Origin of the sequence: Arthrobacter sp. NPDC057388, assembly GCF_042668165.1 — a bacterium.
Lineage (GTDB): Bacteria > Actinomycetota > Actinomycetes > Actinomycetales > Micrococcaceae > Arthrobacter.
In genome coordinates, this window is record NZ_JBHVBL010000021.1 from 1 (window position 1) to 12,565 (window position 12,565).

Consider the following 12,565-nt stretch of genomic DNA (forward strand, 5'->3'; position numbering starts at 1 on the left):
CCCGCATCCCCTTCGGCGGCGCCAAACAATCCGGCTACGGCCTCGAATTCGGCGTCGAAGGCCTCAAACACCTCGGCATCCCGCAAATCATCAACGGCTAAACCCCCGCCAAAAAACCCAACACAGGAGCCGCCGCCGCCACCCGCGACGGCGGCTCCCCGCTTGTCATGCGGGCGTCCGCTTCCCGGCCCCAGGCGGCACCGGCAATAGACTGAAGCCATGCCCCAGACCGGACTCTCCGCCAGCAAACGCTTCCTACGCGGCCGGATCAGGACGGGGATGGTCCGGAGCCGGAATTCACTGGTCCCCGCGATCCAGATGACCTTCGGCGCCGTGGCAGCCTACGCGTTCGCGGAGTACGTCCTGGGGCACGCCGGACCGCTGTTCGCGGCCACCTCCGCCCTGATCGCCCTGGGTTTCTCCCGCGACCTGCGCATGCGCAGGGTGATGGAGGTGGGCTTGGGCTGCACCATCGGCATTGCCGTTGGCGACATGCTGCTCCACTGGCTGGGGGCAGGGATCTGGCAGGCCGCCGTCGTGCTTTTGATCTCGATTCTGCTGGCCCGTTTCCTGGACAGCGGCAACATCTTCACCACGCAGCTGGCGCTGCAGTCGCTGCTGGTGGTGCTGCTGCCGGCCCCGGCCGGCGGCCCCTTCACCCGCAGCATCGACGCCGTGGTGGGCGGTGTGGTGGCGCTGCTGGTCACCATCCTGGCACCCAAGGACCCCCGGCGGGAACCGCGCAAGGACGTCCAGAAGCTGCTCCATGAACTGGCGGAAGTGCTGCGGGAATGCGCCGTGGCACTGGTCGAGAGCGATTCCACCAGGGCCTGGCATGCCCTGGTCCGGGGCCGGAACAGCCAGCCGCTGGTAGATGCCATGCGGCACTCGCTGCGGGCATCCGGGGAAGTGGCCACGCTGGCGCCCGCCTACCGCAGGCACCGCGACGAGCTGGACCGGCTGGAGCAGTCGCTTGAGTTCATCGACCTTGCCCTGCGCAACAGCCGCGTCTTCGCCCGCCGGCTCACCAGTTCCATCAACCACGCCGCGCTGTCCGACGAAGCAACCGAGAACATCGCCGAGGTCCTGCAGGAAACAGCCGCCGCGGTGGACGAGCTCTCGCTGGGCTTGGCTGAAGTGCAGGAGGGGGCCCGGCACGCGCACCTGCGCAGCGCGCGGCAGGATCTGGGCGAGATTGCCGGACGGCTGCACCCCATGATGCTGAAGGTCCAGAAGCTCGAGGGCGAGACAGTCGTGATGCTGTTCCGGCCACTGATGGTGGACCTGCTCGAAGCGGCCGGCATCGATTCCCGCGAGGCCCGGGACCTCCTGCCGCCGCTGTGACTCTTGGCCCCGCCGGGCTTGCGGGGCAAGTGGGCGGCCGGGGATGTCACAGCCCCCGGTTAAGGTGGAGCAATGGCTACAAAGACTTCCCGGGCTACCAAGGCGCCGGGCTATAAATGCGCGGAATGCGGCTGGACCACGGTCAAGTGGGTGGGCCGGTGCGGTGAGTGCCAGGCATGGGGCACCGTTGAGGAGACCGGCGCCGCGGTGGCGCGTACGACGGCGGCCACCACAGTTCTGGAGCCCGCCCGCCCCATTGCCGATGTTGACGCCACCACTGCCGCATACCTGCCCACCGGTGTGGACGAACTGGACCGCGTGCTCGGCGGCGGCGTGGTGCCCGGCGCCGTCATCCTGCTCGCCGGCGAACCGGGCGTGGGCAAGTCCACGCTGCTGCTGGACGTCGCCGCCAAGTTCGCGCGTACCGGCCAGAGCGTCCTGTACGTGACGGGCGAGGAATCGGCGGCCCAGGTGAAGCTCCGCGCGGAACGGATCAGCGCGATCGCCGACACCCTGTACCTGTCCGCGGAAACCGACCTGGGCCAGGCCTTGGGCCAGGTGGAGAAGGTGGAGCCGAAACTGCTGGTGGTGGACTCCGTGCAGACACTCAGCAGCGCGGATGTGGAGGGCAGTGCGGGCGGCGTCTCCCAGGTGCGCGAGGTGGCCGCTTCGATCATTTCGGCGGCCAAGCGCCGGAACATGACCACGCTGCTGGTGGGGCACGTGACCAAGGACGGCTCCATCGCCGGGCCCCGCCTGCTGGAGCACCTGGTGGACGTGGTCTGCCAGTTCGAGGGCGAGCGCCACTCCCGCCTCCGCTTGCTGCGGGCCGTCAAAAACCGCTACGGGCCAACCGATGACGTGGGCTGCTTCGACCTCACCGAGGACGGCATCCTGGGCCTCGCCGATCCCAGCGGTCTGTTCGTCACCCGCACCAAGGATCCCGTGTCCGGCACCTGCATCACCGTCACCATGGAGGGCCGCCGGCCGCTGCTGGCCGAGGTGCAGTCGCTGATGGCCGAGACCCAGAACTCGCAGCCGCGCCGGGCGACGAGCGGCCTGGACGGTTCCCGGGTGGCCATGCTCCTGGCGGTCCTGCAGCAGCGTGCCGGCTGCCAGCTGCAGAAGGACGATTCGTACGTGGCCACGGTGGGCGGGGTGAAGCTGGGCGAGCCGGCCACCGACCTCGCCGTAGCGCTGGCGGTGGCGTCCGCGAAGCACAAGAAACCCCTGCCGCAGCGCCTGGTCGCGTTCGGCGAGGTGGGGCTGGCCGGCGAGGTCCGCCCTGTCCCGGGCATCAACCAGCGCATCCATGAGGCGCACCGGCTGGGCTTCACGCACGCGGTTGTTCCCGCCAGTCCCACCGGTCCGGGCCAGGTCCCGGCTGGCTTTTCCGTACGGGAAGTCGGGCACCTGACCGAGGTGCTGGATCTGCTCAGCCTTAAGGCAGGAGCCTAACCTTGTGGCAGGAATTCAGGCGCGGGTGACCACGAGCGCCGCGCTGTGCCCGCCGAACCCCAAAGCATTGACGAGTCCCGCCGTCGCGGTGCTTCCGCGGACGGTGCCGGTGATGACGTTGAGGTCCACCTCGGGGTCAAGGGCGGCCACGTTGTACGTGCCGGGCAGGTCGCCGGTCCGCAGTGCCTGCAGCATGGCGATGGCGGCCAGCGCGCCCGCGCCGCCGAGCAGGTGTCCGGTGAGCGACTTCGTGGACGTCACAGGGACCTGATCCCCGACGATCGCCTTGATGGCCTGCGCTTCCAGCCGGTCCCCCACGGGCGTCGAGGTGGCGTGCGCGTGCACGAACCCGATGTCGGTTCCGGTGAGTCCGGCGGAGGCAAGTGCCTTCTGCATGACCCGCACCTGCATGTCCGGATCGGCCGCCACGATATCGTTCGCGTCCGAGGTCACGGCTGCTCCGGCAACACCGCCGAGCACTTCCGCGCCCCGGGCCCGTGCGTGCTCCCCGCTTTCCAGCACTACGATCCCGGCGCCCTCGGACAGCACGAACCCGTCCCGGTCCCGGTCAAACGGCCGCGATGCCTGCCCGGGTTCTCCGTTGCGTGTGGAGAGCGCCCGGATCTGGGAGAAACCGCTGATGATGAGGTCGTTGATGCACGCGTCAACGCCGCCGGCGATGACGACGTCGGCCGCCCCGGACCTGATCATATCGGCACCCTGGGCAATTGCTTCGGCCCCGGACGCACAGGCGCTGACCGGGGTGCGGGCCCCGCCCTTGGCGCCCAAATCGATCGACACCCACGCCGACGGCCCGTTCACCATGAGCCTGGTAAGGGTGTGCGGGGAAACCTTGCGCGGGCCGCCCTGGTCCAGCTCCCTGACCTGCGCGAGCACCGTGTCCATGCCGCCGTAGGCGGACCCGATCACCACGGCCAGCCGCTCCGGGTCGACGCCGGGTTTTCCCGCCTGCTCCCAGGCTTCCCGGGAGGCCACCAGCGCCAGCTGCCCGCAGCGGTCCATCCGCTTCAGCTCGCGGGTGCTGAGGAACGCCCCCAGGTCGGCGGTGACCCGGCCTGCAATCCGCACCGGCAGGGCCTCGGCCCAGCCCTCCTCCAGCGCCCCGATACCCGACCGTCCGGCCAGCATCGCCTCCCAGGTCCCGGCAACGTTGGCCCCGAGGGGGTTGATGGAGCCCATGCCGGTCACCACGACGCTGGCTGGGCCTGTGGCAGGAACTGGTGCAGCTGCGGACGGCTGGGTGGAGGGCACGGCGATTCCTTGCTTCCTTGGTTGGGAGACGCTTCTGGTTGGGAGACCGCCCGGGGAGGGCGGCTCCCCGTGGCGTTACTTGGCCGGGTTGTGCGTCCCGATCGGCACCAGCGTGAGGTCCGGGTGGTTTTTCTCGATGCGCCGCAGCGCCCAGACATCGTTGAACAGGGCAAGGTATTCCCCGTCGGACCGCAGCAGCACCTCAGCGCCAGGCACGTTGGCCAGCGCCGGCATGGCGTCCGCCGTCGAAATCCTGGCCATGGAGTACGGCAGGCGCTCCAGCCGCATCGGCGCGCTGAAGTCGTGGGCCATGCGGTCCTCCACCACTTCGAACTGCATGGGGCCGACGGCGGCAAGCACCGGCGCCTGGTCACCGCGGACGTCGGAGCGCAGCACCTGGATGACGCCCTCGTGCTCGAGCTGCTCGATGCCGCGGCGGAACTGCTTGAAGCGGCTGGGGTCCTTGGACCGGGCAACCTGGAAGTGCTCGGGGGCGAACAGGGGAATGGCCGGGAACTCCACGGCTTCCTCAAGGAACAGGCTGTCCCCCACGCGCAGCGAGGACGCGTTGACCAGGCCGACGACGTCGCCCGGGTAGGCCTCGTCGATGACCTCGCGTTCACGGCCGAAGACCTGCTGGGCGTACTTCGTGGCGAACGACTTTCCGGTCCTGGTCTGGGTGACCACCATGCCGCGCTCGAACACGCCGGAGCAGACGCGGATGAACGCAACGTGGTCGCGGTGGGCCTTGTTCATGCCGGCCTGGACCTTGAAGACGAAGCCTGAGAACGGCGACTCGACCGGCCGCGGCGAGCCCTCGATGTCCGGGCGCGGCGCGGCCGGCGGCGCGAAATCCACCAGCGCGTCCAAAAGTTCCTTGACGCCGAAGTTCAGGGCCGCAGAGCTGAAGAGGATGGGAGTGGCCTTGCCCGCATGGAAGCTTTCGACGTCGAAAGCGAGGTTGGATTCAATGACCAGGCCGGCCTCGTCGACGGCGTCCGTCCAGTTGCTGCCCTGGCTCTCCTCGGCTTCCTCCGGCGTGAAGTATTCGGTGAGGGCAATGCTGGCGCCGGCATTGTTCCGCTGGAAGCGCGCGAACCTGTCGTTCCGGAGGTCCCAGACGCCGCGGAAGTCGCCCGAGATGCCCACGGCCCAGGTCAGGGGCATGGGCTGCAGGCCGGTGCGCTCCGTGATCTCGTCCATGAGGGCCAGCGCGTCGAGGCCGGGACGGTCCCACTTGTTGATGACGGTGATGATGGGAAGGTTCCGCTGCTTGCAGACCTCGAACAGCTTCATGGTCTGCGTCTCGAGGCCCTTCGCCGCATCCACGAGCATCACGGCACAGTCGACGGCGGCGAGCACCCGGTAGGTGTCTTCCGAGAAGTCCGCGTGGCCCGGGGTGTCCAGCAGGTTGATCACAGTGTCCCGGTAGGAGAACTGCAGGGCCGCGGAGCTGATGGAAATGCCGCGGTCCTTTTCCATCTGCATCCAGTCCGAGACCGTTTCCTTGCGGTTGGCCTTGCCGCTGGAGGCACCCGCCGTGCCGATCACCTTGGCATGCAGCGCCAGGGCCTCGGTCAGGGTGGACTTGCCGGCGTCCGGGTGGGAGATGACGGCGAACGTACGGCGCCGGGAAGCCTGCTTGTGGATCTCGTGCACTCGGGCGGGGCTCTGCACTTCTTGGGACACGGTGCTACTTTCGCTGCGATCCGCGGGGGATCCGGGTTGGGGAACATGGCGGCGGGAAACAGGCCAGCCAAGGCAACAAGTTTATCGCAGCGGCGGAAACGGCAGCGAAGTCGGGCCAAAAGTGCGCCTCAGCCAGCCGCCGTCGGACGCACTCCTAAAGCCTGTTCCGCAGGCCTCCGACGGGGCACTTTAAGGCTTGCCCGTGCGGATGCTGGGGTAATCTACCTCTAGGATGGTGCATGCGGGAAACCGAGTACTTTTGATCCAGCCGGCAAACACCTGAGAACCGGCAAACCTGCAGGCCCCGCCTGCACCTTTGAAGGGAATATCTATGGCTCGCAGCCCTGAAGAATCGCTCAAAGCGACTTTGGGGAGGGTGGCCCCGGGGACCGCGTTGCGGGACGGCCTGGAACGCATTCTCCGCGGACGCACCGGCGCGCTGATCGTGCTCGGCTCGGACCGGACCATCGATTCGATCTGTTCCGGCGGCTTCGACATCGGCATCGACTTCTCCCCGACCCGGCTCCGCGAACTGGCCAAGATGGACGGCGCCATCATCTGCGACAGGGACGCCGGCAACATCCTGCGGGCAGCCGTGCAGCTCGTCCCCGACCCCAGCATCGAAACGCAGGAATCCGGCACCCGGCACCGGACCGCCGAGCGCGTCGCCATCCAGACCGGCGTTCCGGTGATCTCCGTGAGCCAGTCCATGCAGATCATCGCCCTGTACGTCAACGGGCTGCGGCATGTGCTCGAGGGTTCAGAGAAGGTCCTGGCCCGGGCCAACCAGGCCCTGGCCACGCTGGAACGCTACCGTTCCCGGCTGGACCAGGTGACCAGCTCGCTCTCCGCCCTGGAGATCGAGGCAATGGTGACAGTCCGCGACGTGGCCGTGACCCTGCAGCGCCAGGAGATGGTGCGCCGGATTTCCGAGGAGATCTCGCAGTACGTGCTGGAACTCGGCGAGGACGGCAGGCTCCTGTCCCTCCAGCTGGACGAGCTCACCGTGGGCCGCGGCCCCGGCAGCGACATCATCATCCGCGACTACGCCGGGCCGAACGCCTCTCCGGATGACATCGACGGCGCCGTCAACGCGCTCCTCAACCTCGGCCCCACCGAACTGATCGACCTGAGCAAGATCGCCGGGATCATCGGGTTCGCCGGCGGCGTGGACACCCTCGACGCCGTGGTGCAGCCGCGGGGCTACCGGCTCCTTTCGGGCCTCAAGGCGGTACCCAAGGCGGTCGCGGACCGGCTGGTGGACCACTTCGGCGGCCTGCAGCACCTCATGGCCGCAACTATTGACGACCTGATGACGGTGGACGGCATCGGCGACCAGCGCGCCCGCACGGTCCGCGAGGGCCTCAGCCGGATGGCCGAAGCCAGCCTGCTGGACCGGTTCCTGTAAATCAGCCGAGCTGGAAGACGGTCGGCGGGCTGACCTTAGCGCCAAGCTTGGCGATGAACACGTAGTACCCGGCGCCGGCAACCGCGCCGTCCACGTTCTCGCAGCCCTGCACCGAACGGTTCCGCGGCCACGGGAAGTTCGCCGTTTCGCTCTTGCCGGGCGCAATGGTCTTGACGAGGTCTGTGCTGGCGGCCTGGCAGTCCGCTGAGGAGAACACCCGGTCCGAGCCGCTGGTAACCAGGAAGTCCATCTGCGAGGTGCCGATGTTCACCTTGCACGGAAGCTTTCCGCCATTGGTGACCGTGAGGCTCAGCACCGGTTTTTCATCCGCCGCGTAGGACGTCTTGTTGGTGGCTGCCTTGACCGTCACGAGCTTCTGGTCGCAGGTTGGCGAGGCCGAGGGGGTAGCAGTCGGACTGGCCGAGGGTGCGGCTGACTGGGCACCGGTGGTTCCCTGCGTTGAAGAGTCCTGCCCTGACGGGTCCTGGCCGGATTCCTGTGCGGACGAGGCCTGCTGGGCACCACCGGTCAGAGTGGTCAGGGTGGCCACGCCACCGGCGATCAGGCCAAGGACCAGCAGGAGTGCCACTCCGGCGAACAGCCGACGGCGGCGGTACACGGCGGGGCTCGGCTTGCGGACGGCCCGGGGTGCTGTCTTCCCTGCTGCCGTTCTCTGCGCCGCCGGTTTCGGAGACCGGTTCCGGCCCGCGCCGGAGTTCGGAGTGTCTTGCCTGCCCATCCTCCTAGGCTAGGTAACGGCCCGGTTTCTGCAGGGATACCACGCCGCCCCCGCACGATCATGTCCAATTCGTGACTCAAATTCGGGTGACAACTGTCAGTACACTTACTAAAATTGAATCCCGGTTACCACTTACCGGGCCGAGTTGGAGAGGACCAAAGATGGTAGATCACGTGTCTGGCGGTCACCTCGAACGGGTCCTTCTGCCGCTGACGTTTGGCAAACATCAGAGCCAGGGGACTGAGTTCACGGTGCTTGCGGTTGAGATCTGGGACACCGGGATCGTGGTGAACCTGCATCTCGCATCAGTCAATGAAGACGAGCCGCAAACCCCCGAAATCGTTGTCCATGACCACTTCGGCACAGAGTACAAGCTGGACGAGGTCGCCACCATCGGCACCCGCCAACTGCAGTTCTTTGCGCCCTCTATACCGGATGGAACGCGCAGCCTGACCATCCGCTCCGTGGACCCGGACAGCCGCAGCTTCGTGGTTGCCCTTGCTGTCCCGGCGCCAAACGGACGCGGCGGCGAAACCCTGCACGGCCACGTCAGGCGGCTGCCCGGACGGCACGGGGGAATGCCCCCCGCAGAGAAGGAAGCCAGCTGACTGCACCCGCGCGAACCGTACCCTGGTTTTCAACTAGAGTGTTGGCATCAAAACCACAACCGATTACCCCGAGCTGACCGACGTCCACTCCACCCTGGAGGAATGGTTCGACGCCGAGGCCCGCGACCTGCCGTGGCGCTTGCCGGACTGTCCGCCCTGGGGTGTGCTGGTCAGTGAGATCATGCTCCAGCAGACCCCCGTGGTGCGGGTGCTGCCGGTATGGGAAGAGTGGATGCGCCGGTGGCCGGAGCCTGCCGCGCTGGCACAGGAACCCGCCGGCGAGGCCGTCCGCGCCTGGGGCCGGCTGGGATATCCGCGGCGTGCGCTGAGGCTGCATGGCGCTGCGGTGGCCATCGAACGCGACCACGGCGGCAGGGTCCCGTCGGACTACGCCGCGCTGCTCGGCCTGCCGGGCGTCGGCACTTACACGGCGGCCGCCGTCGCCGCCTTTGCCTTTGGGCGCCGCGAGACGGTGGTGGACACCAACATCCGGCGCGTTCACGCCCGGCTCTTTTCCGGCTCCGCCCTGCCCGCCCCGGCGCTGACCGCCGCGGAGATGCGGCTCGCCGCCGAGCTGCTTCCCTCCGACGCCGGGCGTTCCGTCCGCTGGAACGCCTCGGTCATGGAGCTGGGGGCGCTGGTGTGCACGGCGCGTTCGCCCAAGTGCCCGGCCTGCCCGGTGCGCGACCGCTGCGCCTGGCTCGCCGCCGGCGAGCCGCCGCCGTCGTACACCCCCAAGGGCCAGGCGTGGCACGGCACCGACCGCCAGGTCCGCGGCGGCGTGATGGCCGTCCTCCGGTTGGCCGACGCGCCGGTGCCGGCAGAGATGTTCCAGCAGGCCCCGGCCGACCTCGGGTTCGAAGCCGCCGGCATCGGCGTGCCGCTGGCCGCCCTGCACCGGCTGAACTGCGCCCCGGAACAGCTGGAACGGGCCCTGGCCGGACTCCTGGCGGACGGCCTCGCCGAACTGCACCAGGGCGGGTACCGGCTGCCCGCCTGACGGCCCCGGCCAAGGCCGCCGCAGCCGCGTTTGGTCTCAGTTCAGCCCTGCTTGCCGGGCCTGGATAACGATGCAGGCGCCAGTTTTGCCTCCGCCGGTTCCGCCGCGGAAGGCCGGATCTACCCTGAAGTATGGGCAGGACAGGGGTACTTTTGGCCGCAATCACGACGACGGCACTCATCCCGGGGTGCCATGCTTTCGAGACGGCGTGCCCGGCGATTGCCCAGGTGTCCGGGGTCTCGCTCACCGTGGCAGCCAGCTACTCGCCCCACGTGAAAACCGTGCACCTGAAAGCCTGCCAGGACGGCAAGTGCAAAGAGCAAACCCTCCACCTGGTGCCTGGCTCCGTTTCAGTGGATCTGGGCTGCACGGACGGCTCAAGCCCTGACGGCTCGTGCTCCGCGACGTCCAAGCCGGACGGCACAGAGCGCGGACTGCTTGAGCTGGGCACGCTGGGCGAATCCCCCATCGATGTCACGGCGACCGGGTCGCAAGCCAACGGCAAGCCGCTGCCCACGCGCACCCTGCGCTTCGAACCCAAGGCCAGCTACCCGTTTGGGGAGCAGTGCGGACGGTTTATCTCCGCCGCCGTTGTGCTGGACGCTGCAGGCCTCAGGCAGGACAGCTAGCCCCGAGTTTCAGGGTTCGCCGAAACCGCCCCTGACCAGGCCAGCCACGTACGCCACAGCCCGCTCGGCGTCGGGGCCGAAGGCTTCCACATGGAGCACCGATCCCTTGCCGGCCGCCAGCGTCATCAGCCCCGTCATCGAGGCGCCGTCCACTCCGTTCACCGTCACTTCCGCATCCAGTGCTGACAGGCCGCCGGCGATCCTGGCGGCTGGCCGGGCATGCATCCCTGCCTGGTTAACCAGCTCGAAGTCTCCGGCTGCATCCGGCGCAGCAGGCTCGGCGGCAGGTAAGGCGTCGGGGGCTACAACTGAGGCTCCGGCCCTGGCGGCAGCGTGGGTACCGCCGGGAAGATGCTCCTCCGCCTTGGGACGGGACGCGGGATAGCCGTGCGTGGCCTCGGCCGCGCGCCGGACAGCGTGGACGCTCGCGCCGCCTTGGGCCGCCACCGCCGCCGCCACCAGGCCCTCCACGATCGGGGCGTCAGCGAGCAACACCGGGGTGCTGCCCTCGGCGAACTCCATCGCCGATTCCGCCGTCATCACGGCGGAGCCCAGATCCGTCAGCACCACCACCCCGTCGGCTCCGGCCGCGGTTTCCAGCGCAGCCATCACCTTTTCCATGCTGGTCCCGATCCTGCCGTCGGACGTTCCGCCGGCCGGCACCATCATCACGTCCGGCGCCATCTGGGCGGCGAGTTCCACGGCGCCGTCGGCAATCTTTTCACTGTGCGAAACCACCACGATCCGCACCGTCATGCGGCGGCTCCCGCGGCGGCACGGAGAATGAGGGCGCTCGATGCCGCCCCGGGGTCACGGTGGCCGGCGCTGCGCTCCCCGAGGTAGCTGGCCCTGCCTTTGCGTGCCACCAGCGGGTCGGTGGCCACGGCGCCTGCTTCGGCTGCTTCCGCCGCCGCAATGAGGACTGACAGGGTGTCGCCGTCGGCCGCGGCCGCCGCTGCTGCGTTAACGGCCGGGGTCCAGGCGTCGACCATCGTCTTGTCGCCCGCCTCGGCCTTTCCGCGTGCCACAATGCCGTCCCGGGCCGCCGCGAGTGCCGCCGCGAGCGCTGCGGAGTCGATGTCGGCGGCATCGCCGAGCGCGGTTGCGGCCCGGAGGAAGGCCGTTCCGTAGAGCGGCCCGGCGGCGCCGCCCACCTTCGACATCAGCGCCATGGCCGTCAGCTTGAGTGCTGCGCCGGGGGTCTCTGGAGGGTTTTCGGCGAGCTTGTCGAGCACCGCCTGGAAGCCGCGGTCCATGTTTTCCCCGTGGTCCGAGTCCCCGATGGCCCTGTCCAGTTCGATAAGTTCCACCCTGTGTTCCGCCATTGCCTGCGCGGACAGGGTGAGCCATTTGACGGCCCAGGTTACGTCCAGTCCCACCGCTACACGCCCCATCGCAATGCCGGCGTGTGCACGGGCGCATCCCAGAGGGCCGTCATTTCATCGTCAAGCCGGAGGACGGAGATGGAACAGCCCTGCATCTCCAGGGACGTGATGTAGTTCCCCACAAGGGAACGCTCCACGGTGACGCCCCGCCCGGCCAGGACCTGGGCGGCGCGGCGGTAGACGATGTACAGCTCGCTCAGCGGCGTTCCGCCCATGCCGTTGACGAACAGGAGCACCTTATCCCCCGACGCCGTTCCAAGGTCGCTGAGAACCGGTTCCAGCAGCCGGTCGGTGATGCCGTCGGCGCTTTCCAGGGCGATCTTGTGCCGGCCCGGCTCGCCATGGATGCCGATGCCGATTTCAATCTCGTTGTCCTCGAGGTCAAAGCTCGGGGAACCGGCGTGCGGCACCGTGCAGGCCGTGAGGGCGACGCCCATGGTCCGCACATTCCGGTTCACGCGGTCGCCGATCTCCGCCACCGCATCCAGGCCGTCGCCACGTTCCGCGGCAGCCCCGGCGATCTTCTCCACCAGGACCGTGCCGCCCACACCCCTGCGGCCTGCCGTGTAGAGCGAGTCCTCCACCGCAACGTCGTCGTTGACGAGTACAGTGCGGACCTCCACGCCCTCGGCCTGGGCCATCTCCGCCGCCGTCTCAAAGTTCAGGACGTCGCCGGTGTAGTTCTTCACGATATGGACCACGCCGGCGCCCGAGTTCACGGCGAGCGTTGCCGGAATGATCTGGTCGGGGGTCGGGGAGGTAAACACGGCACCGGGCACGGCGGCGTCGAGCATGCCACGGCCCACGAAACCGGCGTGCAGCGGCTCGTGCCCGCTGCCGCCGCCGGACACCAGGCCGACCTTGCCGGCAACGGGGGCATCCTTCCGGGTGACGTACTTGGGGTCGGCGCTGACGGTCACGAGGTCCGCATGGGCAAGTCCGAATCCTTCCACTGATTCATCCACAACAGCGCGGGGGTCATTGATGAGCTTCTTCACGGCCGGCTCCTGGGCTCTCGGTGCTTCATTGACAT

12 protein-coding genes and 1 pseudogene are annotated in these 12,565 nt (G+C 68.4%); 7 read left to right on the forward strand and 6 right to left on the reverse strand.

Features of this window, described 5'->3' with window-relative positions; genetic code table 11:
- The 3 genes and pseudogenes from ACFUTU_RS11675 to radA form a co-directional block, all read left to right on the forward strand.
- A pseudogene (locus tag ACFUTU_RS11675) lies at positions 1-101 on the forward strand (aldehyde dehydrogenase domain-containing protein); the annotation flags it as partial.
- Between the two features lie 118 nt (positions 102-219).
- A complete protein-coding gene (locus ACFUTU_RS11680) occupies positions 220-1,344 on the forward strand; it encodes an aromatic acid exporter family protein (RefSeq protein ID WP_377964347.1) in 1,125 nt (374 codons plus the stop codon).
- A gap of 72 nt (positions 1,345-1,416) precedes the next feature.
- Positions 1,417-2,802: a DNA repair protein RadA gene (gene radA / locus ACFUTU_RS11685; protein ID WP_377964349.1), complete on the forward strand. Its 1,386-nt coding sequence runs from the start codon at positions 1,417-1,419 to the stop codon at positions 2,800-2,802.
- A gap of 15 nt (positions 2,803-2,817) precedes the next feature.
- On the opposite strand, the gene ACFUTU_RS11690 is transcribed toward radA, so the two are convergent.
- Both ACFUTU_RS11690 and ACFUTU_RS11695 read right to left on the reverse strand, forming a co-directional pair.
- Positions 2,818-4,011 (reverse strand): beta-ketoacyl-[acyl-carrier-protein] synthase family protein, encoded by a 1,194-nt coding sequence (locus tag ACFUTU_RS11690; RefSeq protein WP_377964475.1) that lies wholly within the window; start codon positions 4,009-4,011, stop codon positions 2,818-2,820.
- A 138-nt stretch (positions 4,012-4,149) separates the two neighbouring features.
- Positions 4,150-5,763, reverse strand: a complete 1,614-nt coding sequence (locus ACFUTU_RS11695) for a peptide chain release factor 3 (protein WP_377964351.1) — start codon at positions 5,761-5,763, stop codon at positions 4,150-4,152.
- A 331-nt stretch (positions 5,764-6,094) separates the two neighbouring features.
- On the opposite strand from ACFUTU_RS11695, the gene disA reads away from it, so the two are divergent.
- Positions 6,095-7,171: a DNA integrity scanning diadenylate cyclase DisA gene (gene disA, locus ACFUTU_RS11700; protein ID WP_377964353.1), complete on the forward strand. Its 1,077-nt coding sequence runs from the start codon at positions 6,095-6,097 to the stop codon at positions 7,169-7,171.
- A gap of 1 nt (position 7,172) precedes the next feature.
- Here the strand turns inward: disA and ACFUTU_RS11705 are convergent, their stop codons facing one another.
- A complete protein-coding gene (locus ACFUTU_RS11705) occupies positions 7,173-7,910 on the reverse strand; it encodes a hypothetical protein (RefSeq protein ID WP_377964355.1) in 738 nt (245 codons plus the stop codon).
- A 161-nt stretch (positions 7,911-8,071) separates the two neighbouring features.
- Between ACFUTU_RS11705 and ACFUTU_RS11710 the strand changes: the two genes are divergently transcribed.
- The 3 genes from ACFUTU_RS11710 to ACFUTU_RS11720 all read left to right on the forward strand — a co-directional run bounded on the left by ACFUTU_RS11710 (position 8,072) and on the right by ACFUTU_RS11720 (position 10,147).
- Entirely contained in the window at positions 8,072-8,518 is a 447-nt protein-coding gene (locus tag ACFUTU_RS11710) for a hypothetical protein (protein ID WP_377964357.1), read from the forward strand.
- Between the two features lie 181 nt (positions 8,519-8,699).
- Positions 8,700-9,518: an A/G-specific adenine glycosylase gene (locus tag ACFUTU_RS11715; protein WP_377964359.1), complete on the forward strand. Its 819-nt coding sequence runs from the start codon at positions 8,700-8,702 to the stop codon at positions 9,516-9,518.
- Positions 9,519-9,670: 152 nt separating this feature from the next.
- The gene (locus tag ACFUTU_RS11720; protein ID WP_377964361.1) at positions 9,671-10,147 is read left to right on the forward strand and encodes a hypothetical protein; all 477 of its coding nucleotides are present in this window, start codon (positions 9,671-9,673) and stop codon (positions 10,145-10,147) included.
- Between the two features lie 9 nt (positions 10,148-10,156).
- Here ACFUTU_RS11720 and dhaM read toward each other — a convergent pair whose 3' ends face one another.
- Genes dhaM through dhaK form a run of 3 tightly spaced genes read right to left on the reverse strand, consistent with a single transcriptional unit; the run spans position 10,157 to position 12,530 of the window.
- A complete protein-coding gene (gene dhaM / locus ACFUTU_RS11725; RefSeq protein WP_377964363.1) occupies positions 10,157-10,903 on the reverse strand; it encodes a dihydroxyacetone kinase phosphoryl donor subunit DhaM in 747 nt (248 codons plus the stop codon).
- Positions 10,900-11,526: a dihydroxyacetone kinase subunit DhaL gene (dhaL, locus tag ACFUTU_RS11730; protein ID WP_377964365.1), complete on the reverse strand. Its 627-nt coding sequence runs from the start codon at positions 11,524-11,526 to the stop codon at positions 10,900-10,902. The genes dhaM and dhaL overlap by 4 nt, the downstream gene beginning before the upstream one ends.
- A 2-nt stretch (positions 11,527-11,528) precedes the next feature.
- Positions 11,529-12,530 (reverse strand): dihydroxyacetone kinase subunit DhaK, encoded by a 1,002-nt coding sequence (gene dhaK / locus ACFUTU_RS11735; protein WP_377964367.1) that lies wholly within the window; start codon positions 12,528-12,530, stop codon positions 11,529-11,531.
- Between the last annotated feature and the right edge of the window lie 35 nt (positions 12,531-12,565).